Origin of the sequence: Massilia sp. DWR3-1-1 (assembly GCF_049898325.1) — a bacterium.
Taxonomy (GTDB): Bacteria; Pseudomonadota; Gammaproteobacteria; order Burkholderiales; family Burkholderiaceae_D; genus JAFCUW01.
This window is the reverse complement of the sequence record NZ_JAFCXL010000005.1, coordinates 20,822-43,941: the sequence shown is the minus strand read 5'-3', so window position 1 is coordinate 43,941 and position 23,120 is coordinate 20,822. Positions and strand designations below refer to the sequence as shown.

At 64.3% G+C, this 23,120-nt stretch carries 20 protein-coding genes and 1 tRNA gene; 11 read left to right on the top strand and 10 right to left on the bottom strand.

The annotated features are described in order from the left end of the window. Positions 1-3 precede the first annotated feature (3 nt). A complete protein-coding gene (gene rplC / locus ACP7EY_RS06690; RefSeq protein WP_426191749.1) occupies positions 4-660 on the bottom strand; it encodes a 50S ribosomal protein L3 in 657 nt (218 codons plus the stop codon). A gap of 300 nt (positions 661-960) precedes the next feature. Between rplC and ACP7EY_RS06685 the strand changes: the two genes are divergently transcribed. Genes ACP7EY_RS06685 through ACP7EY_RS06665 form a run of 5 tightly spaced genes read left to right on the top strand, consistent with a single transcriptional unit; the run spans position 961 to position 5,877 of the window. Next, positions 961-1,980, top strand: a complete 1,020-nt coding sequence (locus tag ACP7EY_RS06685; protein ID WP_426191748.1) for an ATP-grasp domain-containing protein — start codon at positions 961-963, stop codon at positions 1,978-1,980. Beyond that, on the top strand, positions 1,977-3,128 hold the full coding sequence (locus tag ACP7EY_RS06680) for a phosphoribosyltransferase domain-containing protein (protein ID WP_426191746.1): 1,152 nt from the start codon (positions 1,977-1,979) through the stop codon (positions 3,126-3,128). Before ACP7EY_RS06685 ends, ACP7EY_RS06680 begins: the two co-directional genes overlap by 4 nt. After that, positions 3,112-3,879, top strand: a complete 768-nt coding sequence (locus tag ACP7EY_RS06675) for a hypothetical protein (protein ID WP_426191744.1) — start codon at positions 3,112-3,114, stop codon at positions 3,877-3,879. The genes ACP7EY_RS06680 and ACP7EY_RS06675 overlap by 17 nt, the downstream gene beginning before the upstream one ends. Then, a complete protein-coding gene (locus tag ACP7EY_RS06670; RefSeq protein WP_426191742.1) occupies positions 3,876-4,967 on the top strand; it encodes a cysteine protease StiP family protein in 1,092 nt (363 codons plus the stop codon). Before ACP7EY_RS06675 ends, ACP7EY_RS06670 begins: the two co-directional genes overlap by 4 nt. Beyond that, positions 4,960-5,877 (top strand): HpcH/HpaI aldolase/citrate lyase family protein, encoded by a 918-nt coding sequence (locus ACP7EY_RS06665; RefSeq protein WP_426191740.1) that lies wholly within the window; start codon positions 4,960-4,962, stop codon positions 5,875-5,877. The genes ACP7EY_RS06670 and ACP7EY_RS06665 overlap by 8 nt, the downstream gene beginning before the upstream one ends. 105 nt (positions 5,878-5,982) lie before the next feature. On the opposite strand, the gene ACP7EY_RS06660 is transcribed toward ACP7EY_RS06665, so the two are convergent. The 3 genes from ACP7EY_RS06660 to ACP7EY_RS06650 form a co-directional block, all read right to left on the bottom strand. Then, a tRNA-Val gene (locus tag ACP7EY_RS06660) sits at positions 5,983-6,059 on the bottom strand. Positions 6,060-6,126: 67 nt separating this feature from the next. Then, positions 6,127-7,293 carry an esterase-like activity of phytase family protein gene (locus tag ACP7EY_RS06655; protein ID WP_426191738.1) on the bottom strand — a complete coding sequence of 389 codons (1,167 nt, stop codon included), beginning with the start codon at positions 7,291-7,293 and terminating at the stop codon, positions 6,127-6,129. A gap of 57 nt (positions 7,294-7,350) precedes the next feature. Next, on the bottom strand, positions 7,351-8,724 hold the full coding sequence (locus ACP7EY_RS06650) for a reverse transcriptase family protein (protein ID WP_426191736.1): 1,374 nt from the start codon (positions 8,722-8,724) through the stop codon (positions 7,351-7,353). Positions 8,725-9,163: 439 nt separating this feature from the next. Between ACP7EY_RS06650 and ACP7EY_RS06645 the strand changes: the two genes are divergently transcribed. Next, complete coding sequence (locus ACP7EY_RS06645; RefSeq protein WP_426191734.1) at positions 9,164-11,188, top strand: methyl-accepting chemotaxis protein; 2,025 nt, start codon at positions 9,164-9,166, stop codon at positions 11,186-11,188. Positions 11,189-11,323: 135 nt separating this feature from the next. Here the strand turns inward: ACP7EY_RS06645 and rpsJ are convergent, their stop codons facing one another. The 5 genes from rpsJ to rpsL all read right to left on the bottom strand — a co-directional run bounded on the left by rpsJ (position 11,324) and on the right by rpsL (position 16,280). Further along, positions 11,324-11,641 carry a 30S ribosomal protein S10 gene (rpsJ, locus tag ACP7EY_RS06640; protein ID WP_010394389.1) on the bottom strand — a complete coding sequence of 106 codons (318 nt, stop codon included), beginning with the start codon at positions 11,639-11,641 and terminating at the stop codon, positions 11,324-11,326. A gap of 131 nt (positions 11,642-11,772) precedes the next feature. Beyond that, entirely contained in the window at positions 11,773-12,975 is a 1,203-nt protein-coding gene (gene tuf, locus ACP7EY_RS06635; protein ID WP_426191732.1) for an elongation factor Tu, read from the bottom strand. Between the two features lie 85 nt (positions 12,976-13,060). After that, on the bottom strand, positions 13,061-15,166 hold the full coding sequence (gene fusA / locus ACP7EY_RS06630) for an elongation factor G (protein ID WP_426191730.1): 2,106 nt from the start codon (positions 15,164-15,166) through the stop codon (positions 13,061-13,063). Between the two features lie 114 nt (positions 15,167-15,280). Continuing rightward, positions 15,281-15,751 (bottom strand): 30S ribosomal protein S7, encoded by a 471-nt coding sequence (gene rpsG, locus ACP7EY_RS06625; RefSeq protein WP_426116923.1) that lies wholly within the window; start codon positions 15,749-15,751, stop codon positions 15,281-15,283. 145 nt (positions 15,752-15,896) lie between these two features. Then, a complete protein-coding gene (gene rpsL / locus ACP7EY_RS06620) occupies positions 15,897-16,280 on the bottom strand; it encodes a 30S ribosomal protein S12 (protein ID WP_010394376.1) in 384 nt (127 codons plus the stop codon). Positions 16,281-16,614: 334 nt separating this feature from the next. Between rpsL and ACP7EY_RS06615 the strand changes: the two genes are divergently transcribed. Further along, the gene (locus ACP7EY_RS06615; RefSeq protein ID WP_426191727.1) at positions 16,615-18,462 is read left to right on the top strand and encodes a phosphoethanolamine transferase; all 1,848 of its coding nucleotides are present in this window, start codon (positions 16,615-16,617) and stop codon (positions 18,460-18,462) included. A gap of 24 nt (positions 18,463-18,486) precedes the next feature. On the opposite strand, the gene ACP7EY_RS06610 is transcribed toward ACP7EY_RS06615, so the two are convergent. Next, positions 18,487-19,107, bottom strand: coding sequence for a hypothetical protein (locus tag ACP7EY_RS06610; protein ID WP_426191726.1), 621 nt, complete (start codon positions 19,105-19,107; stop codon positions 18,487-18,489). A gap of 246 nt (positions 19,108-19,353) precedes the next feature. Between ACP7EY_RS06610 and ACP7EY_RS06605 the strand changes: the two genes are divergently transcribed. The 4 genes from ACP7EY_RS06605 (at position 19,354) to ACP7EY_RS06590 (ending at position 23,114) form a co-directional block, all read left to right on the top strand. After that, positions 19,354-20,424 (top strand): catalase family peroxidase, encoded by a 1,071-nt coding sequence (locus tag ACP7EY_RS06605; protein WP_426191724.1) that lies wholly within the window; start codon positions 19,354-19,356, stop codon positions 20,422-20,424. Next, positions 20,421-20,957 (top strand): cytochrome b, encoded by a 537-nt coding sequence (locus tag ACP7EY_RS06600; RefSeq protein ID WP_426191722.1) that lies wholly within the window; start codon positions 20,421-20,423, stop codon positions 20,955-20,957. The genes ACP7EY_RS06605 and ACP7EY_RS06600 overlap by 4 nt, the downstream gene beginning before the upstream one ends. A 151-nt stretch (positions 20,958-21,108) precedes the next feature. After that, positions 21,109-22,377, top strand: coding sequence for an efflux RND transporter periplasmic adaptor subunit (locus tag ACP7EY_RS06595; protein WP_426191720.1), 1,269 nt, complete (start codon positions 21,109-21,111; stop codon positions 22,375-22,377). A 23-nt stretch (positions 22,378-22,400) separates the two neighbouring features. Then, entirely contained in the window at positions 22,401-23,114 is a 714-nt protein-coding gene (locus ACP7EY_RS06590; protein WP_426191718.1) for an ABC transporter ATP-binding protein, read from the top strand. Positions 23,115-23,120: the final 6 nt, after the last annotated feature.

The window sequence follows — 23,120 nt, the reverse complement described above, 5'->3', positions numbered from 1 at the left end:
CGTTTAAGCTCCCTTCTGTGCTTTGGTTTTGATGGCAGGTGACACGACGACCTGGCCATTTTTCGCACCTGGTACGGCACCTTTGACCATCAGCAGCTGACGGTCGGCATCGATACGGGCGATTACGAGATTTTGAACGGTGCGATTGACGTCACCGAGGTGACCGGTCATGCGCTTACCTGGGAACACGCGGCCTGGATCCTGCGCCATACCGATCGAACCTGGTACGTTGTGCGAACGGGAGTTACCGTGCGTTGCGCGACCCGACGAGAAGTGGTAACGCTTGATGACGCCGGCGTAACCCTTACCAATCGTGACGCCCTGGACGTCGATTTTTTGGCCGACTTCGAACAGCGAGGCAGCGACGACGTCGCCAGCTTTCAGTTCGGCAGCTTTAGCGGCATCGACGCGGAATTCTTTCAGCATCGTACCGGCTTCCACACCAGCTTTGGCGTGGTGACCCGCAACAGCTTTGGTCACGCGGGAAGCGCGACGTTGACCGAATGCGACCTGAACGGCGGTGTAACCATCCGTTTCAGGAGTTTTGACTTGCGCAACACGATTGTTCGACACGTCAAGCACGGTAACTGGGATCGAGTCCCCTTCATCCGTGAAGATGCGCATCATTCCAACCTTGCGACCGAGAAGGCCTAGGCTCATTTTTTCTCCATTCCCACCTACGATTGGGCGGGGCTGACTGTTTAACTACCAAGTAAAGATACGGACTCGAGACGGACGAATCCATACCGAAGCCGGCTAGTATAACGTGCAAAAGGGCTTGACGCAACAACTTAGTTGGGGGTATGGCGATGTGTTGTTTGCACCAACACCGCGCCCCGGCAGGGCCGCCGCAGCCCCCCGCGCGAAATGCCCGGCAGGCCCGGGGCTGCTTCATAATATGCTGTTTGTACGGGGCGCCACCGCGCCCTGCCCCCGTTCTCTCACACAAGGTATTCCCCCATGCGCGTCTGGTTCAACAGGACGTTTTCGTCCGTGTCCGCGGCCATCGGCTTGATCCGCCAGGCCGACACGGCCGGCCGTTTTCATATTATTTACAGCAACGCCAACCCGCACGTGGCCGCCGCCCGCGTCGCCCACGCCTTCTTTGTCGAGCCGACCGGCCTGGACGCCGACGCCTACCTCGACTGGTGCCTGGCCTTCTGCCTTGAGCAGCGCGTCGACATCTTTATTCCCGGCAAAGGGGCGACGGCGCTGGCAGGCCAGCACGCGCGCTTCGCCGCCATCGGCACCCGGATCCTGAGTACCGCGCCGCAGGAGCAGCTCACCCTGATTCACGACAAGGCCCGCTTCTACGCCACCACCGACCTGCCCGGCGCGCCCGTGGCCCGCTTCCTGCCGTTCGAGACGCCGGCCCAGTTCGAGGCCGGCTACGCCGCCCTGCGCCCCCACCACGCCACCTTGTGCATCAAGCCGTCGAACTCCGTGTTCGGCCTGGGCTTTGCCATCCTCGACGAGCAACGCAGCAGCGCCGCCCTGCTGCTGGCCGGCGCCGAGTACCGCATCGGCCTGGCCGACTTTCGCCGCGGCCTGGAAGAGCTGGGCGCCTGCCGCACCATGCTGCTGATGGAATACCTCGACGGCGAAGAGTACAGCGTCGACTGCGTGGGCGACGACGGCCGCCTGGTCTGCGCCATCACCCGCCGCAAGCCGGCCAAGGCCGGCCAGGGCCAGCTGATCGACATGCGCCAGGACATCCTCGACGCCACCGCCCAACTGGCCCGCACGCACCGCCTGAACGGCGTGTTCAACGTGCAGTTCCGCGAAGGCGACGGCGCCCTGCGCCTGCTGGAAATCAATCCGCGCATGTCCGGCGGCATCGGCATGGCCTGCGTGGCCGGCCCCAACCTGCCGTGGATCGCCCTGTCCGGTTTCGCCGACGGCTACCAGCACGTCACCGTGCCCCCCGTGCGCAACGGCATTCGCGTGGCCGAACTGGCCACGGCGACGGTACTCGCATGAGCGTGCACGAGGTCACACTACCCACGGGCGCGCTGACGTTGACGATCGACCGCGCCGACTGCCCGCTCGAGGAAGTGATGGGTTTCGCCGCCCGCGACAACGCGCGCCGCGGCTTCCTGTTCCTGTCGAAGGTGCTGGGCAAGCACTGGCCCGTGCGGCCGGCGGCGATGGCCGCCATGCACGAGCGACTGGCGCACGCCGTGCCGGCGCTGCCGGGACCGGTGGTGTTCATCGCCATGGCGGAAACGGCCATCGGCCTGGGCCAGGGCGTGTTCGAAGCGTGGCTGCGCGCCCACCCGGGCCAGCCGGCGCTGTTCCTGCACACCTCGCGCTACCGGGTGGGCGCCTGCCCCATCATCGAGTTCGAGGAAGCCCACAGCCACGCGCCGCGCCAGTTCCTGCACCTGCCGCCGGGCGCGGACGAACGGGCCCTGCTGATGAGCGCGCGCGCCCTGGTGCTGGTCGACGACGAGGCCAGCACCGGCGCCACCTTCCTCAACCTGGCGAACGCCTGCCGCACGCTCAACCCCGCCATTGCCCACGTGCACCTGGCCACCATCACCAATTTCATGGGAGAGAGCGCCACCGCCGGCCTGTCCGCGCGCTTCGGCCTGCCCGTGACGCTGGCGGCGCCGGTGACGGGCCACTACCAGTTCGTGCCCGGCCAGTTCAGCGCCTCGGCCACGCCGGCCCAGCGCTTCGACGGCGACGCTGACCGCGGCGCCAGCGCCGCCTTCGGCCGCTACGGCCTGCGCCACGCGCTGGCGACGCCGGCGGCGCTGGCGGCGCGCCTGGCGGCGACCATCGGTCCCGGCGAGACGGTGCTGGTGCTGGGCACGGGCGAATTCATGCACGCGTCCTTCCTGCTCGGCGCCGTGCTCGAACAACTGGGCGTGGACGTGGTGGTGCAGTCGACCACCCGCTCGCCCATTCTTACCTGGGGCGCCGTCGCGAGCGCCCTCGCCTTCCCCGACAACTACGGCGAAGGGGTGAGCAATTTCATTTACAACGTGCAGCGCGGCCAGTACCGCCACGTCTTCATTTGCCACGAAACGGCGCCCAACGCCGCCCTGCGCCAGCTCGCCGCGCTGCTCGACGCCCGCCTGTTCCACTTTATAAGCGAGACCCAGATTGACGAAGTTGCATAAATTCCTGTTCGCCGATCTCGACGACACCCTGTTCCAGTCGCGCGAAAAATGCGCGCCCGGCGCCGATCTCGTGCCCACCGCCTTTCTGAAGGACGGCAGCCCGATCTCGTATTCCACGGCGGCCCAGCGCGACTTTCTCGCGTTCGCCCAGCAAGGCATGACGGTCATTCCCGCCACCGCCCGCAACATCGACGCCTACCGCCGCGTCAAGCTGGACTTCAGCAGTTACGCCGTGCTCGACTATGGCGGCATCGTGCTGGCGCCCGGCGGCGCCGTCGATCCCGCCTGGCTGGCGCGCATGCAGGTGGCCATGCAGGCGGCCCTGCCCGGCCTGCAAGCGCTCGCCGCGCTGATCGACGCCTGGGCCGTGCGCACGGGCTTTGGCGGGCGCGCCCGCCTGATCGAAGACTGCGCCACGCCGTTCTACCTGGTCGTCAAGGACCCCGACAAGGTGGCTGCGCGCCTGGCCCCCATCGAGCACGAGGTGGTGCAGCCCTGGCTGGACGCGATCGACGGCGGCCGCGACTATTTTATTCACCGCAACGGCAACAACCTGGCGATCCTGCCGAACGCGCTCAACAAGTCGCACGCGGTGGCTTACGTGACGGAACTGCTGCGCGCCGAACACGGCGACATCATCACCTTCGGCATCGGCGACAGCCGCTCCGACGCCCGCTTCATGGCCGCCTGCGACTACGCCATCGTGCCCCGCGCCAGCCAGCTGGCGGCGCTGACGGTGGCGGCCTTATGAGCTTTTCCGGCAGCTACCGCCCCGGCGACGTCGAATTTCTCCTCAAACCGCTGCCCCTGCAGGACTTCGTCGATGTCGCCGAAAAGGAGTACCTGATCCAGTCCGGCCAGCGCCACTACAGCGAGATGCTCTCGCCCGAAGCGCTGCCCTCGGCGCGCTACCTCGAGGTATTCCGCCAGGCCTGCGCGGCCAACAACGAGAGAATGGCGCGCGACTGCCTGACGCTGGCATCGCTGATCGCCGCACGGCGCGGCGGCGCCGTCACGCTGGTGTCGCTGGCGCGCGCCGGCACCCCCGTCGGCGTGGTGCTGGGACACTTGCTGCGCGAGCTGTTCGGCCGCACGGTGCAGCACTATTCCGTCTCGATCATCCGCGACCGCGGCATCGACCAGGTCGCCATGGAGCACATCCTGGCCCAGGGCCACGCGGCTGAGTCGATCGTGTTCATCGACGGCTGGACGGGCAAGGGCGTGATCGCCGGCGAATTGCACAAAACCATCACCGCCTTCAATGCCAGCCACGGCACCGCCATCGACGGCGGCCTGTACGTGCTGTCGGACCTGGCGGGCGCGGCAGCGTGCGCCGCGTCGTGCGACGATTATTTGATACCTTCGAGTATTCTTAACGCCACCGTGTCGGGCCTGGTGAGCCGCTCGATCCTGAACGAGGCGATTGGCCCCGGCGACTTCCACGGTTGTGTATATTACAAGCAGTTCGAGCAGCACGACCAGTCGCAAGCGTTCGCCGACGCGCTGGTGCAGGCGGCGCGCGCGCTGGCCCGCCAGCCGGGTGCGCCGACCGCGGCGCCGTCCGACAAGGCGCGCGCGGCGGCGGTCTCGCGCGACTACATGCGGCAGGCGCTGCGCGAGCACGGCATCGACGACGTCAACATGGTCAAGCCCGGTATCGGCGAAGCCACCCGCGTGTTGCTGCGCCGGACGCCGCGGCTGCTGATCGTGCGCGACGCCGGTGCAGTCGACGTGGCGCACCTGGCCGTGCTGGCACAAGAAAAACATGTACCGATACTGGTGGATGGGGCCCTGCCCTACCACGCGGTTTCCCTGATCAGGAGCGCTCTGGATGGTTAAATCGATGGGAGCGTCGCTGTATGTACCGGCGACGCACAAGCACCTGATGGCAGTAGCCGATGGCGAGCGCCTGCCGCAGGCACGCTCGCTGATCTTCTGCACCGAGGACTCGGTGGCCGACCGCGACCTGAGCTGGGCGCTGTTCAACCTGTCCGTCGTGCTCAACAATATGCGCACACCGGCGCGCGCCGAGCGCTTCGTGCGCGTGCGCAGTCCGGAGGTGATGGCGCGCGTGCTGGCCATGCCGGGGTCCGACAAGCTGACCGGCTTCGTCATCCCGAAAGCGACCAGCGCCAATTTCGACGCGTACTTTCGCCAGGTGCGCGATACCGACCACATGCTCATGCCCACGCTGGAAACGGCCGAAGTGTTCGACGACGCCGAAATGCGCCAGTTCCGCCAGGTGCTCGAAGCGCCGGGGGTGCGCAACCGCATTTTGGCGCTGCGCATCGGCGGCAACGATTTACTGGCCCTGCTGGGCTTGCGCCGCCCCCGCGGCATGACCATCTACCGCACCCCGCTCGGCCCCGTCATCGCGCGCCTGGCGACGACGTTCCGACCGTATGGCTTCGTGCTGACGGCGCCCGTGTTCGAGCACCTGGACCTGCCCGAACTGCTCGACCAGGAGGTGATGGAAGACCTGGCCCACGGCATGATCGGCAAGACCGCCATCCACCCCAGTCAGATCGGCCCCATCGAGCAGCACTACCGGGTCAAGCCGAACGACCTGAGCGCGGCGCGCGCCATTCTCGACATCGACGCCCCGGCGGTGTTCAAGATGCACGACTCGATGTGCGAAGTGGCCACCCACCGCGCCTGGGCGCAGCGCGTGGTCGACCAGTCCGATGTGTTCGGCGCGCACCCGCACGAGGCGCCGCCGCTGTCCTTGCCGGCGGCAGGCCAGATGTAGCGGCAGGGGCGCGCCCGCGCTCCTGCCGTTCCTGCCGCCCATGCAAAAAGGGCCGGCAAGTCACGCATCGCTGCGCATCTTGCCGGCCCTGATCTACTGCTGTTCTGGTGGGCGGTGCAGAATTCGAATCTGCGACCCCTTGGATGTCGACCAAGTATTCTAACCAGCTGAACTAACCGCCCTGAGGGTCCGCATTGTAAATAGCGCAGCGCTATTGTGCAACAGCTATTTGCAAAAATAAATTCGCCCCTAAGGAATCACCTCGAACAGCAGCAGCTGGGTGACCTGGCTTTTGCTGAAATTATCGTCCGAAATGAGCACCAGGCTGGCATGGCCGTTCGGCAGCGTCGGCCCCAGCGCCATCCCTTCCAGGTTGTCGATCTTGGGCAGGCCCACGCTGTCGAGGTCGAGCACGAGGCGCTTGCTGACGGGGCGAAAGGACGCACCGGCCAGCGTGGGCAGCGGCCCCACATCGGTGGCGCCGGCCGTGTCGATCTCGAAGATGCGCACATACACGCGGTAGGCGCCGGCGGCGTCCTGGACGGCGCCCCGTTCCAGCACCAGCAGGCGGGTGGCGCCCACGGCGAGGATTTCCGAGATGCCGTTGTCGGCATACTTGCCCGGCCCCGGCGCGGCCGGGATGGCGCTCAACGGGTACGCGTACTGGCCCAGCAGCGCGCCGTCGCGGCCGAAATGGCTGATGCGGTTGACGGCGCCGGCGGTCGGGCTGGGCACGGGGCCATCCTGGTACAGCGGAGCCTCCAGCGACACCCACAGCGAGTTGCCGTCGGGCGCGAAGCTCAAGCCCTCGATGCTCAGATTGTCGCGCGGCCCCGTACGGTGGGCCACATCGACCTCGAACCGGGCCGGCAGCGGCAGTTCGGCGGCAAAACTGCCGTCGGCGCCAGCGCGCCGCACGAACGGCTTCAGGCCCAGCGCCACGTCGCCTTCGCTGGCATACCAGATGCTGCCATCGCGCGGATCGACGCGCAGCGCCTCGAGGTCGGCGACGACGCCGTGGCGGCGGGCAAACTCGGCCTTGGACGGATAGTCGCTGCCGTCCGGCTGGCGCATGGTGATGGCTGCCGTCAGCGTGACGGCGCGAAAGGCCTGCGCATCGTAGTCGAGCCGGGCCCGGTAGTAGCGGGCCGGGTTGTGTTCGGAGCGGTCGTCCGAGATCATCACCCAGTCGCCGCGCCGGGCATCGTAATCGATGCCGGACAGGCCGCCCACCATGGTGCCGGCGAACTGCTGGCGCCAGGGCAGGCGCTGCTCGCCGATGAAGCGCAGTTGCGCGACGGTGAGCTGCGGCCCCTGGCTCGGTGGCAGGGGCGCGCAAGCGCAAGCGAGCAGCGCACTGGCCAGCGCCAGGATGGCCAGGCGGGCGCGGCTTAGAAAGGTTTCACAGGTCGTCATGGGGTGGGCTGTTCGCATTGATTATCGCGGCCGTATTGTAACGTGCGGCCCAGAGTGCTAGCAGCCTGTCGGCCATACGATCGCCGCCGCCAGCCGCTGCAGTTTGAGTGCGCGCGGGGCGTTGAGCATCGCCACATAGGCCACCTTGCCCGCCAGCCAGGCGCGAAAGTCGGCGCGGCCCTCGCGGTTCTGGCTGGCGGGACCGTGCCGCACGCAGTTGCTCAGGATCGCCTTGAGCCGGTCGTAGTCGGCGCGGGCGATGTTCGGATGACGGTTGACGACCACGCCCGTGACCTGCTGGCGCGTGCCCTGGCGCATCGCCCGCGTCTTGCGGTGGTTGACGCAAAAACCCTCTTCGGCGGCGATGGCGGCGACCTGCACGGCAAAGCGCGCCGCCGCCTGGCCGAACTGCGCGCCACCGGAAAACACCAGGTCATCGGCGTAGCGGCTGTAGCGCGCCTCCAGCGTGCGCGCCAGCGCCGCCAGGCGCAGGTCGAGGCGGTAGGCGCACAGATTGGCCAGCGCGGGCGAGCACGGCGATCCTTGCGGCAGGTGAGCACTGGCCAGCACCTGCCGCTGGGCCCAGCCCGGCCTTGCGCCCGCCTGGCCCGCGCGCAAGACGCCGGGGGGCGTGCGGTTGACGCAGATGCGGGCCAGGACGCCGGCCACGGCGGGCCGATAGCCCAGCTTTTCGAACAGGGCGTGGATGCGCGCGCCGGGAATGCTGGGAAAAAAATCCTGCAAGTCCATCCGCAACACCAGCGCCTGCCCCGTGTGCAGGGCGGCGTGGCTGAGGCAGGAGTGGCTGCGGCGAAATCCATGCGCCGCCGGATGGGGCGGCACCCGGTCGAGGATCTGGCGCAGGATGCGACCCTGGATGCGGCGCAGCCGTGCCTTGGGAATTTCGATCAGGCGCAGGCCGCCACTGCGCTTGGGCACCCAGCGATAGTGGTAATGCTGCAAGGGTGGCGGCTGCGCGCCCGCCAGCCGCCACTGGTCGGCGAACCAGGCCAGCGCGTCCACCGGTTCGTTGAGCCAGCTCGCCAGCGCACCGACCGAGTCCAGCACGGGCAGGGACAGCGCGGTCAGCCAGGCTGGCGCTGGCGGCAACAACGCCGGATCGATGCAATAGCGCCGCACGGGCGGCAGCGTGAACGGCATCAGTGTGCCGTCGTCGGCATCGTCGCCTTCGTCGCCGTCACCGTCATCACTCGGCGCAAGCTGCTGCGCGAGGATCTCGGCCAACTCGTGGCGGCTGAAATAATAAAAATTCTCGCCCGTGCGCGCGAGCACGGCCGCGCACAGCACGAGCGCCCACGGCGCCAGCATGCCGAACACCCGCTCGCAAGCGGCCTCCAGCGCCGCTGGCGTGGCGCTGGAGGCGAGCATGGTGTCGGCCAGCGCCAGTAAGGCAAGTTTGTCGCGATTCATCGGTGGTGTGGGGTGGGCGGAGTGCCTTCAACGAGTCTCGTGATGCGTGAGCCAACTCGCGCGCAAGCGCGACGCCGCTCATGCGGTGAAATGCCCAACACTGCTAGTCCCACGGGGTAACCCCGTAGAGGCTGTCGCTGCACGCGGCAACGACAGGCCGGCTTGAAGGATCCGCCCGCAGCCACAGTAGGACAATTTTGATTAAACGTCAACAAACGCGGTTGCCGGCATTGTCAAAAGACCCCCGTCAATCGTAGCGAGCTAGATACAAAGGACAATTCCCTAATTCAATTAGGTCTGCTATCTTCGTACCCGGCCAATTTTAATTGCCTAAATGCATCAATAATCACCCGCCTCTCATGCGGCAAAAATTTCTCGCGCTGCATGTCCGCATGTCCTATGCAGCGCCAGCCCATCACCCCAGCACAGGAATAGACGCATGACCACCAAGCCAACGCCCCGGCGCAACGACCTCCCCATCCTGACGGCGCCGCCGCGCAGCGAGCCGGCCAGCGCCAGCGCCTTTCACGCCCATGGCATCTGGACGCCCGGCGTGGTCATCATGCGCCGCATCGGCTTTCGTTCGAAGGCCTTGTTGATTTGCGCCCTGTTCCTGCTGCCGATCTTCATGCTCAGCCGCGCCCACCTGGCGCGGGTCGCCGACGACAGCAATTTTTCGCAGCGCGAAATTCTCGGCGTGCAGTACAACCGGGTGCTGGTGCCCTTGATCGAACTGGCCCAGCAATTGCGGCGCGATGCCGCCGCCAATGCCGCCGGCGCCGGCGCAGTGCCGCTCGAGCCCACCCACGCAGCCCTCGACGCCGCCTACGCCAGCCTGGCGACGATCGACCAGGCGCTGGGCGCCACGCTCGACACGGGCAGTGCGCGGGCAGCGGCGCTGGACGCCTATGCCAGGCTCAAGCAGGCCAGCCCTGCCGATGCGGACAGCCTGTTCGCCGCCCACACCAGCCACGTCAAGGCCCTCATTGCCCTGCTGCAGGCCGTCACCGACAATTCCAACCTGACGCTCGACCCCGAGATCGCCACGTTTTATTTGATGGACGCGGCGTTCTTCCGCATCCCTGATATCGTTGAAACGACCGCCCAATTGCGCGCCACCGGCCTGAGCGTGCAGCGCAGCGGCGCCATCACGGCGCCCCAGCAGCGCGCTCTGAGCGAACTGATCGCCGTTGCCGAATTCCAGCAGGCGAACATGGCCAGCGGCCTTGCCAAGATCAAGGACAACGGCGCCGGCTTGCTGCAACGTCTCGACCTGGCGCCGCCCCAGCTGGCCAGCACGGCGTTTTTTGGCATGGTGCGCAAGCACATGATTGAGACCCAGCTGAGCACGCCGGAGGCCCAGCGCGACTATCCGGCGCTGGCCGACCGCGCCGCCAGCGCCCAGTTCGCCCTGGCCAAGCGCTTGATGGACACGCTCGAAACGCTGATCGCGGCGCGCGTGCAGGCCATGCACACCGAGCGCAACATCCTGCTGGGCGTGCTGGCGCTGGCGCTGCTGGGCGCAGCCTATTTCTTCTTCACTTTTTATCTGGTCACCGAAGGGGGCCTGGGCCTGATCCGCAAGCACCTGCAGGAAATGGCCCAGGGCGATTTGCGGCGGGCGCCGTCGCTGCCCTGGGGCAAAGATGAAGCGGCCGCCGTCATCATCGACCTGCGCGTGGCCTACGAATCGCTGCACCAGCTGGTGCACACCGTGCGCAGCTCGGCCAACAGCCTGCATGGCACCAGCGCAAGCATCGCCGCCGACAGCGTCGACCTGTCCGAGCGCACCGCCGCGGCAGCGGCGGCGCTGGAGCAGCAGGCCGCCGCCATGGAAGAAATCGGCGCCACCGTCGGCTCGAATGCGCAACTGGCCAGCGCAGCGGCGACGTTCGCCGCCGACAATGCCACCGACGCCGAAGCGGGCGGCGCCATCATCGCCGGCGTCGTCAGCACCATGCAGGGCATCCAGGACTCCTCGGCCAAGGTCAGCGACATCATCGGGGTCATCGACGGCATCGCCTTCCAGACCAATATCCTGGCGCTCAATGCGGCGGTGGAAGCGGCGCGCGCGGGCGAGGCCGGGCGCGGCTTTGCCGTCGTCGCCAGCGAGGTGCGCACGCTGGCGCAGCGCTGCGCGGGCGCGGCGGCCGAGATCAAGACACTCATTTCGGCCAGCGTCCTGCAAATGCGCAGCGGCGCCGACGTCGTCGCCAAGGCCGGCGCGAGCATGTCGACCATGGTCGACAACGCGCACCGCATCAGCGGCTACCTGAGCGACATTTCAACGGCGTCGAAAGAGCAGGCGACCGGCGTGGCCCAGGTGGCCACGGCGATCACCGAACTCGATCACAACACCCAGCGCAATGCGGCGCTGGTCGAACACACCTCGAGCACCTGCGCCGAGCTGACCGAACAGGCCGACGGCCTGCAGGAGCAGATCAGCAAGTTCCGCGTCAACTAAGACTGATGCAGGCAGCCGTGGCGCCTCGCGTGCGCGCCACGTAAACGACATCGGGGCCAGCCTGTCCGCGATCAATTGCGAACAGGCCGGCCCCGGCTTGCTTCAGTGCGCGCGATCACTCGCGCGCGGATGCCATTATTGCAGCTTGATTTCGACGTCCACGCCAGCTGGCAGGTCCAGCTTCATCAGCGCGTCAACCGTTTTGTCGGTTGGATCGACGATGTCCATCAGGCGCTGGTGGGTACGGATCTCGAACTGGTCGCGCGAGGTCTTGTTGACGTGCGGGGAACGCAGCACGTCAAAACGCTGGATGCGCGTTGGCAGTGGCACTGGGCCCTTGACGACGGCGCCGGTGCGCTTGGCGGTCTCGACGATTTCCAGGGCCGACTGGTCGATCAGCTTGTAGTCGAATGCTTTCAGGCGAATACGGATTTTCTGGTTTGGTGCGGACATGATATTTCCTCTAAAGAGCGAACCGTTCTTAACAAACGGCAATATATGGGATCGACATTATACGATGAAAACAAAGGCAGAGGCCGTGAGGCCCCTGCCTTTTTGCTGCACTGACCGAATTACGACAGCAATTACTTGCTGGCTTCGCTCAGGATTTTTGCAACGACGCCGGCGCCGACGGTACGACCGCCTTCACGGATAGCGAAGCGCAGGCCTTCTTCCATCGCGATCGGGTTGATCAGCTTGACGGTGATCGACACGTTATCGCCTGGCATGACCATTTCTTTGTCCGCTGGCAACTCGATCGAACCGGTCACGTCCGTGGTACGGAAGTAGAACTGAGGACGATAGTTGTTGAAGAACGGGGTGTGACGGCCGCCTTCGTCTTTCGACAGGACGTAGATCTCACCGGTGAAATGGTTGTGCGGCTTGATCGAGTTTGGCTTCGCCAACACTTGACCGCGCTCGACGTCTTCACGCTTGGTGCCGCGCAGCAGCAGACCGACGTTGTCGCCAGCCATGCCCTGGTCCAGCAGCTTGCGGAACATTTCCACGCCGGTGCAGGTGGTTTTGACGGTATCTTTGATGCCGACGATTTCGATCTCTTCGCCGACCTTGATGATGCCGCGCTCGATACGACCGGTAACAACGGTGCCGCGACCGGAGATCGAGAACACGTCTTCCACAGGCATCAGGAAGGCACCATCGACTGCGCGCTCTGGCTCAGGGATGTAGGTGTCGAGGGCATCAGCCAATTGCATGATGGCCTGTTCGCCCATCGGGCCGGTGTCGCCTTCGAGGGCCATACGTGCCGAACCCTTGATGATTGGCAGGTCGTCGCCTGGGAATTCATACTTCGACAGCAACTCACGCACTTCCATTTCAACCAGTTCCAGCAGCTCTTCGTCATCGACGAGGTCGCACTTGTTCAGGAACACGATGATGTAAGGAACGCCAACCTGACGGGCCAGCAGGATGTGCTCGCGGGTCTGTGGCATCGGGCCGTCAGCGGCCGAACATACCAGGATCGCGCCGTCCATCTGGGCAGCACCGGTGATCATGTTTTTGATGTAATCGGCGTGGCCTGGGCAGTCGACGTGCGCATAGTGACGTGCGGCGGTCTCGTACTCGACGTGGGCGGTGTTGATGGTGATGCCGCGCGCTTTTTCTTCTGGTGCTGCATCGATCTGGTCGTATGCTTTTGCTTCGCCGCCGAATTTCTTCGACAGAACGGTCGCGATTGCAGCCGTCAGGGTCGTTTTACCGTGGTCGACGTGACCGATGGTGCCGACGTTGACGTGCGGCTTGGTCCGTTCGAATTTACCTTTTGCCATTTTGCTCTTCCTTTAAGATTTTTGATCAGTTGGTGACGGGGCCGCACCTCGCTGTGCGGGGTCCGGCGCCGTCACCAAGTTGTTTTTACTTGGCTTTAGCCGTGATGATTGCATCGGTAACGTGCTTAGGCGCTTCCGAGTAGTGCTTGAATTCCATCGTGTAGGTCGCACGGCCCTGGGTTGCGGAACGCAACGAGGTCGAGTAACCAAACATTTCCGACAGAGGCACTTCAGCTTTGATGATCTTGCCACCGCCGCCTGGGATTTCGTCCATGCCCTGCACCATGCCGCGACGCGACGACAAGTCGCCCATCACGGTACCGGCGTAGTCTTCCGGCGTTTCCACTTCCACGGCCATCATTGGCTCGAGGATGACTGGCGACGCTTTACGGCAACCGTCTTTGAAGGCCATCGAAGCGGCCATCTGGAACGCGTTCTCGTTCGAGTCGACATCGTGGTACGAACCGAAGAACAGGGTGACTTTGACGTCGACCACTGGATAGCCCGCCAACACGCCCGTGTTCAGGGTGCCGCGCACACCTTTTTCGACTGCAGGGATGTATTCGCGTGGCACGGTGCCGCCCTTGATGGCGTCAATGAACTCGAAACCCTTGCCCGGTTCTTGCGGCTCGATCTTCAGGACCACGTGACCGTACTGACCACGACCACCGGACTGCTTGACGAACTTGCCCTCGGACTCTTCGCATACTTTGCGAATCGTTTCGCGGTACGCAACCTGAGGCTTGCCGACGGTCGCTTCGACGCCGAATTCGCGCTTCATGCGGTCAACGATAATTTCCAGGTGCAGCTCGCCCATACCACCGATGATGGTCTGGCCCGATTCTTCATCGGTCTTGACGCGGAACGACGGATCTTCCTGTGCCAGGCGATTCAATGCCAGACCCATTTTTTCCTGGTCGACCTTGGTCTTTGGCTCGACAGCCTGCTGAATCACCGGCTCAGGGAACACCATTTTTTCCAGGGTGATCACTGCCGATGGATCGCACAGGGTTTCGCCCGTGGTCGCATCTTTCAGGCCGACCGCGGCGGCGATATCGCCGGCGTGGACTTCCTTGATTTCTTCACGCTGGTTGGCGTGCATCTGCAAAATACGGCCAAGACGCTCTTTCTTGTTCTTGATCGGATTGAACACCGTGTCGCCCGACTTGATCGAACCGGAGTAGACGCGGAAGAAGATCAGCTGGCCCACGAACGGGTCGGTCATGATCTTGAATGCCAGCGCAGCGAATTTCTCGTTGTCGTCCGCCTTGCGGGTGACGGGCTGGTCATCTTCATCCATGCCTTGCACTGGCTTGATGTCGATTGGCGATGGCAGGTATTCGATCACGCCGTCGAGCATGGCTTGCACGCCCTTGTTTTTAAAGGCGGTGCCGCACATCATCGGGACGATTTCCGAAGCGAGGGTACGGGCGCGGAGGGCGGCCTTGATCTCTTCTTCCGTCAAGTCGCCTTCTTCGAGGTACTTGTTCATCAGTTCGTCGCTGGACTCGGCAGCTGCCTCGACCATTTTCAGACGCCACTCGTCAGCCTGCTCTTGCAACTCAGCAGGGATGTCGCGGTAGTCGAATTTCATGCCCTGCGACGCGTCGTCCCAGTAGATGGCTTTCATCTTGACCAGATCGACCACGCCCAGGAAGTTCTCTTCGGCGCCGATAGGAATCTGCAGGGGAATCGGGTTCGCCTTCAGGCGAGCACGCATCTGCTCATAGACCTTGAAGAAGTTCGCGCCCGTGCGGTCCATCTTGTTGACGAAGGCCAGACGTGGCACTTTGTACTTGTTGGCCTGACGCCACACGGTTTCCGACTGGGGCTGCACGCCGCCGACTGCACAGTAGACCATGCAAGCGCCGTCGAGCACGCGCATCGAGCGTTCGACTTCAATGGTGAAGTCGACGTGGCCCGGGGTGTCGATGATGTTGATGTGGTGCTCAGGGAAGTTGTTCGCCATGCCCTTCCAGAAGCAGGTCGTCGCTGCCGAGGTAATGGTGATACCGCGTTCCTGCTCTTGCTCCATCCAGTCCATGGTGGCCGCGCCATCATGCACTTCGCCAATCTTGTGGTTCACGCCCGTGTAGAACAGGACGCGCTCGGTCGTGGTGGTCTTGCCAGCATCGATGTGAGCGGAGATACCGATATTGCGGTAGCGCTCAATGGGGGTCTTGCGTGCCATAAATATTCCTAAATCTTTGAATGGACAAAACCGAGCGGCATTTTGAAAACAAAATGAGCCCGGCCTCGAACAACAGATACATGGCCGCCCCCTCGCAAGGGGTTGGCCAATTGATTAGAAGCGGAAGTGCGAGAACGCCTTGTTCGCTTCAGCCATGCGGTGAACTTCGTCACGACGCTTCATCGCACCGCCGCGCATTTCTGCGGCTTCCAGCAACTCACCGCCGAGGCGTTGAGGCATGGATTTTTCGCTACGCTTGTTGGCGGCTTCACGCAACCAGCGCATCGACAGGGCCATACGGCGAACCGGGCGAACTTCCACTGGCACCTGGTAATTGGCACCACCGACGCGGCGCGATTTTACCTCAACCATTGGTTTCGCGTTGTTGATCGCGGCAGCAAACACTTCGAGCGGATCTTTGCCCGATTTTTGCTTGATGTGCTCGAAAGCACCGTAGATGATGTTTTCTGCGACCGATTTTTTACCGGACAACATCAAAACGTTGACGAATTTGGCGACATCCTGGTTACCGAATTTTGGATCCGGCAGGATATCGCGCTTGGGGACTTCACGACGACGTGGCATTTCAATTCCTTTCAGTCTTCAGTTGAGCGCGGGGACGCAGCACTCGCGGCAGGCCATCATAGCCTCCACTTACTCGACCATTACGATCGGTTCAACTATTCAATGTGCAAGTAGTTGGGAGTAACCCCACGGGAAAAAATCCCGATTACTTCTTGCCTGCTTTAGCGCGCTTGGTACCGTATTTCGAGCGAGATTGCTTACGGTCTTTGACGCCCTGGGTATCGAGTGCACCGCGAACCATGTGGTAACGCACACCCGGCAAATCTTTTACACGACCGCCGCGCAGCAGCACGACACTGTGTTCTTGCAGGTTGTGGCCTTCACCGCCGATGTACGAAATGACTTCGAAACCGTTGGTCAAGCGAACTTTGGCGACTTTACGCAGAGCCGAGTTTGGCTTCTTTGGGGTCGTCGTATATACACGGGTGCAAACACCACGTTTTTGCGGGCTGTTTTCCAGCGCCGGCGATTTGCTCTTCACGGTCAAGGCGACACGTGGATTGCGAATCAGTTGATTGATGGTTGGCATCGTTATAAATCCAACAAAGATACAACATGAATAACCCGGGCAAACACCCGGGGACTAAAACCTAGACTTCACCCTGCCATGAGCCCAGAGGCGCCAAAAGCCACTCAGCAAGGAGCGGCTGCGACGGCGGGGGACCCACAAACTAAATCGGGAACTCGCGAGTATAGGCCTGAACAGGTCGCCGGTCAACTTGTTTACTGAGCCAGCGCAAAGCACCACGCGCCCGCGCAACAGGTTTTTATGCACGATCGCGCATAATTTTGCCGCAAGTAAAATCGCATGACCGGCCAGGAAAGCCCGGATAATAGACGGTTTTATCCGAAGCACCTTGTCGATGCGATCCCTGCGCTCCTCCACCGTTTTTCTGCTGCTGAGCTACCTGGCGCTGTCCAGCGTGCCCTTCGCGCCCCTGCTGGTGGGCAAACCCGTCGACGCGCCGCTGCAGCTGCTGGGCGTGGAACTGGTGGCCTGGCTGGCCGTCTGGGCCCTGTTCAAGCGGCCCGCCTGGTTTCACTGGCTGTTGCTGCCCGCCTTCCTGGCCCTGCCCACCGAGCTCTACCTGATTGCCTACTACGGCCAGGGCATCTCCAGCCACCACCTGGGCATCATCGCCGAGACCAGCCCGCAGGAAGCGCTTGAGTTCCTGGGGCACACCCTGTGGCTGCTGCTGATCGTGATGGCGGCCGTGATCGCCTGGTGGATCGCCCTGCTGCGCGCGGCCATGCGCACGAACGAGCTCGACTGGCGCGATGGTTCGCGCTGGCTGGCCGTGGCGGCGCTGGCGCTGGGGGCCGCACTGTGGGCTTACGGCGCCACTTTCGGCATCGCCGCCCGACCCGGAGTGACAGCGAGCGCGCCAGCGAGCGCGGGCGGCGCCATCGCCGCCGGCTTTTTCGGCAACCGCACCAGCGCCGCCGCGCCGGCCGCCAGCGGCGCACCGGTGCTGCCGCCGCTGCCGCCACTGCCGCGCGCGGCGCGCCTTCCCGTCGACCTCGAAGCGTTTGCCCGCTCCTGGCCGTTCGGCCTGGTGATCCGCGCCATCGATTTCTACAAAGAACGCTTGTATCTGGCCGAACTGGGCCAGAAAAGCGCCAGCTTCCAGTTCGGCGCCCGCCAGCGCGACCCGGCGCTGGCCCCCGAGACGGTCGTGCTGGTGCTGGGCGAATCGTCGCGCTACGACCGCTGGAGCCTGAACGGCTACGCGCGCGACACCAATCCCCTGCTGGCGCAGGAAACCAACCTGGTGCCCCTGAAGGACGTCATCACGGCCGTCTCCGCCACGCGCCTGTCGGTGCCCGTGATCATCTCGCGCAAGCGCACGCGCCAGAGCCTCAAAGACGGCTTTTATGAGAAATCGTTTATTACAGCCTATAAAGAAGCGGGCTACAAAACCTTCTGGCTGTCGAACCAGATCTCGTTCGGCAAGTACGACACGCCCGTGTCGGTGTTCGCCAAGGAAGCCGACGTGGTCGATTTTCTCAATTTTGGCGGTTTTACCAACGAGGCCAACTTCGACGAAGTGCTGTTGCCGCCGTTTAGCCGCGCGCTGGCCGACAAGGCGCAAAAGAAATTGATCGTCATTCACTCGCTGGGCAGCCACTGGAACTACAGCCAGCGCTACCCCAAGCGCTTCGACCAGTGGCAGCCGTCGCTGTTCGGCATCGACAAGCCGGCCTACACGGACCAGCAGCTCAAGCCCCAGCTCAATAACAGCTACGACAGCAGCATCTTGTATACGGACTGGTTCCTGGCGCAGCTGATCGCGCGCCTCAAGGGCGGTGCGCAGGCGGCCGCCCTGCTCTACGTGGCCGACCACGGCCAGACCCTGTACGACAAGCGCTGCAAGCTGGCCTTTCACGGCCACAACACCGATTACGAATTCCACGTGCCCGCGTTTGTCTGGTATTCGACGCCCTACCAGGCGCGCTTTCCCACCAAGGTGGCGCAACTGCAGCGCAACCGCGGCGCCAGGCTGGCCACCGAGAACATGTTCCACACCTTGCTCGACCTGGGCGACATCGGCTACCCGGGCGAGACGCTGGAATGGAGCTTCGTCAATCCCGCCTTCAAGACCCACACGCGCTACGTCGACAGCTATGGCTGGACCGATTACGACGATGCGGTCATGAAGGGCGATTGCCGCGAGGTGATCGCCCGGGGCAAGCCGCTCCGGCGCGATTGACCGGACCTGGTGGGGACCTCAGTACTAGAAACGCGTACTGACGAACAGGACGGGAATGTGCTTCTGGTGCATGCGCCGCAGCGCATAGACCGAATAGGCCAGCAAGCTCGCCGAGAGCAGGTGCGGATTGCCGCCGGCCATCTCGTAACTATCGATATCGTTGCCCCGGTAGCCGTTTCTTCCCCGCACCTTCGTGTAATAAGTGACGACATGGGCGACGTTCGAATACAGGTTCGTCGCCATCAAACCCTGGCCAAAGCCCGAGCGCGCAGCGCTGTCGTGGCGCAGCAGTCCTTCCGCCGCCAGGTTGCTGGCAACAAAACCGGCAACGCTGATGCGCCTGAGCGCCGCCGCCCCCGGCGCCACCGGCCATGTGACATCGGTCTGGCCGCACAGCAGACGGCACTGGGGCCCCGGCACCCGGATCCGGATCTGTTCAGCGCCGGCGAGCTCGAACGCCGCCGCGTGCCCCAGTTCGTGGACATAAATACCAGCAACAATGCCGGCCGCCGCGCCCACGCCCCGGCCAATGTCATGGCCGTCGGCGCAGGCGACCTGGCTCAAGGCCAGTCCCGTCAGCAGGGCCAGGGAAGAGAGAACATTAATGTTCGCCGGGGCGGACGGGATCTGAAAGGACCAATGCATGATGGCGCGATGTCGGTGGTGGCTGAAACGGCAATCATACACATAAGACATGGTGAGATTGCAGGCCGCCGCCGCGCACGCTTGCCCGGCGCGTCGTTTTGCGATCAATGCGACAATCAATGTTATCAAGCAATTAAGTGATGCCTAAGCGCCCGCCGCCGTCGCATTGCCGTCCCCGTTCCTCCTTTAAAAAGCGCCCACCCCATGCAAACCTCCCGCTGTTTCACCGTCGCCCGGTTCTAAGCGATGCCCTCGCCCACGCCGCGCCGCGGTTCCCTGCTGCTGTTATTGCCGATCGGCCTGATCCTGGCCGCCGCCGCCGCCCTGTTCGCCTGGATGGGCGGCTGGCTGGGCCACCGGGGACTGACGCCACAAACAATGATGGACACCGCCCAGGCGTCCGGCACCCAGCAAGCGGGGTTCCGCCGCGCGCACAGCAAGGGCATCTGTTTCATGGGCACGTTCGCGCCCACGCCCACGGCGGCGCGCTGGTCGACGGCGCGCGCGTTCGCGCAGCCGTCGGTGTCCGTGCTGGGGCGGTTTTCCGCACCCTCGAACAACCCGTACGCACCGGACAATGCGGCGCCCGTGCGCGGCATGGCCCTGCAGCTGAAAACCGACGACGGCCAGGAGTGGCGCCTGGCCATGAACAGCTTTCCCTTTTTTACCGTGTCGACGCCGCAAGGTTTTCAGGCGCTCAACGAGGTCATGCGGCCCGATCCGGCAACCGGCAAGCCCGACCCGGTCAGGCTCAAGGCCCTGCTGGCGCAGCATCCTGAAATACTGAAGTTTCAGCAATGGGCCAAAACGGCGCCCCAGTCCGACAGCCTGGGCAACACCCGTTTTAATGGCGCCAACGCCTTTGCGCTCACCGATGCCCAGGGCGCCGCGCGCATGGTGCGCTGGTCGATGCGGCCGCGCGCCCTGTTCGTCGCGCTCAGCGCCGAACAATTGCGCAGCAGCACGCGCGATTTCCTGGCGGAGGACCTGGACCGGCGCCTCGCCGCCGGCCCCCTGGTATGGGACCTGGTTCTGCAATTTGCCGAGCCCGGCGACCCCATCACCGATTCCTCCCAGGCCTGGCCGGACAACCGGCCCGAAGCGACCGTGGGCACCCTGACGCTGGTGCGCGCGCAGCCGCAAGCGGACGGCCCCTGCCGCGACATCAACTTCGACCCGCTGATTCTGCCCAAGGGCATCGCCGGCAGCGCCGACCCGATCCTGCACGCCCGCTCGGCCGCCTACTCGGTGTCGTTCAACCGGCGCGAACGCGAAACCAGCGCCAGCGCCATGGGCCAGAACGGGAGCGCCCCATGAACCGCCCCCGCCACTTCAACCTGCTGGCCCGCCTGCTGCACTGGTCGATGGCCATTGCCATCGTCGCCATGCTGTTCATCGGCGCCACCATGGTCGTCTCGCTGCAACACCGCGTGCAACTGCTCGACCTGCACCGTCCGCTGGGCATCGCCATCCTGCTACTGGCGATCTTGCGCCTGGCCAATCGCCTGAGCCGGCCGACGCCGCCCCTGCCGGCCGACCTGCCGCCCTTCCAGGCGTTCGCCGCGCATGCCTCGCACTGGATGTTGTATGGCCTGATGCTGGCGATGCCGCTGATCGGCTGGGCCATGCTGTCGGCCGGCGCCTATCCCATCGTCATGGTCGGCGGCGTCCACCTGCCCGCCATCATGCCCCATAGTCCCGTCCTTTACGGCATCCTGCGTCCCCTCCATGGCGTGCTCGCCTACGTGCTGTTCTTCACGGTGCTGGGCCACGTGGGCGCGGCCCTGTACCACGCCTGGGTGCGGCGCGACGCCGTGTTCGGGCAAATGGCCAGGGGCGAGCGGCGCTGACCGGGGCGCACTGGCCGTGCGGGCGGACACTGTCCGCCCGCACGGCCAGTGCGGACAGCGGACGCAAACCAATATGATCAACAATATCAATCACTTAAGGGCTGGCACACTTCCTGCATAACTTTGAGCATTTGCTAACATTGATACTCACATGATCCGCGACACATCTTCCCAGGACGCCATCGTCACCGCCCCACCCGCGGCCAGGTTCAAGCGCCGCGTGGTCTACGCCAGCGCCGCCGTGGTCCTCGTCGGCGCCGCCATCGTCCTGCTCGGCGCCTGGCGCAGCACCAATCACTCCGTCAGCGCCAGCCGCCTGCGCATTGCCGACGTCAGCCGCGGCACCCTGGTGCGCGACGCCGCCGTCAATGGCCGCATCGTCGCCGCCATCAGCCCCACCTTGTATGCCACCGCGCAGTCGACCGTCACCCTGAAAACCAATGCGGGCGACACCGTCCACAAGGGCGACATCCTGGCCGTGCTGGAGTCGCCCGACCTGAGCGATGCCTTGAAACGCGAGCAATCGAGCTACAACCAGCTCGAGGCCGAAGTGGCGCGCCAGCAGATCCTGGCAAAAAAACAGAAACTGCTGGCCCAGCGCGAGGCCGACACGGCCGAAATCGACCGCCTGTCGGCGCAGCGCACGCTCGAGCGCTACCAGAGCGTGGCCAATGTCGACGTCATCGCAAAAATCGATTTTCAGCGGGCCAAGGACAACCTGACCTCCGCCCAGATCCGCGCCAGCCATGCCGGCAAGGCGGCCGCCCTGGAAGGCGAAGACGTCACGCTGGCCCTGAAAACCAAGGTCAACGAACTCGATCGCCAGCGCCTGTCGCTGGCCAACGCCCAGCGCCGCTTCGATGAATTGACGGTGCGCGCGCCCGTCGACGGCTTCATTGGCACCCTGAACGTGCAAAACCGCAGCGTGGTGGCGGCCAATACACCGCTCATGACGCTGGTCGACCTGTCGAAACTGGAGGTCGAACTGGAGGTGCCGGAAACATATGTCGCCGACATGGGCATCGGCATGCGCGCCGAAATTACCCTGGGCGATGCCACCGCCATGGGCAAGCTGTCGGCCCTGTCTCCGGAAGTGGTGAAAAACCAGGTGCTGGCGCGGGTACGCTTCGACGGCGCCCAGCCGAAAGGCCTGCGCCAGAACCAGCGCGTCAACGCGCGCCTGCTGATTGAAGAAAAACCGAACGTGCTGCTGCTGCCGCGCGGCCCCTTCGTGGAAAACGAAGGCGGACGCTTCGCCTACGTCATGCACGACGGCGTCGCCGTGAGGACGCCCATCCGGCTGGGCGCGACGAGCGTGTCGGCCGTCGAAATCCTCGACGGCGTCAAGGTGGGCGACAAGGTCGTCATCGCCGGCACCGACGCGTTTGCCAATGCCGCCCGCGTCTCGATCAATCAATAACACCCAACTCACAAGGATATCCCATGCTGCGCATGACCAATCTCTCGAAGGTGTACCGCACCCACATGATCGAAACGCACGCCCTGCGCGGCTTTGAAATCCAGGTCAAGCAGGGTGAATTCGTCACCGTCACGGGCCCGTCCGGCTCCGGCAAGACCAGCTTTCTCAACATCGCCGGCCTGCTCGAGGAATTCACCGACGGCGATTACATTCTGGATGGCGTCAACGTCAAGGGCATGGACGACAACGCCCGCTCGCGCCTGCGCAACGAAAAACTGGGCTTCATTTTCCAGGGTTTCAATTTGATCCCGGACCTGTCCCTGTTCGACAACGTCGACGTGCCGCTGCGCTACCGGGGCTTCAATGCGAAAGAGCGCAAGGAGCGCATCGAGGACGCGCTGGCCAAGGTCGGCCTGGCCTCGCGCATGAAGCACTACCCGGCCGAGCTGTCGGGCGGCCAGCAGCAGCGGGTGGCGATCGCGCGCGCGCTGGCCGGTTCGCCCAAGCTGCTGCTGGCCGATGAACCGACCGGCAATCTCGACACGCAGATGGCGCGCGGGGTGATGGAACTGTTAGAGGACATCAACGCCCAGGGCACCACCATCCTGATGGTCACCCACGATCCCGAGCTGGCGGTGCGCTCGCAAAGGAACGTCCACATCATCGACGGCCAGGTCTCGGACCTGGTGCGCAAGGGGCCGTCGCTGGTGGCCACCGAAGCCGTTCACGGCGCCTGAGGAAGA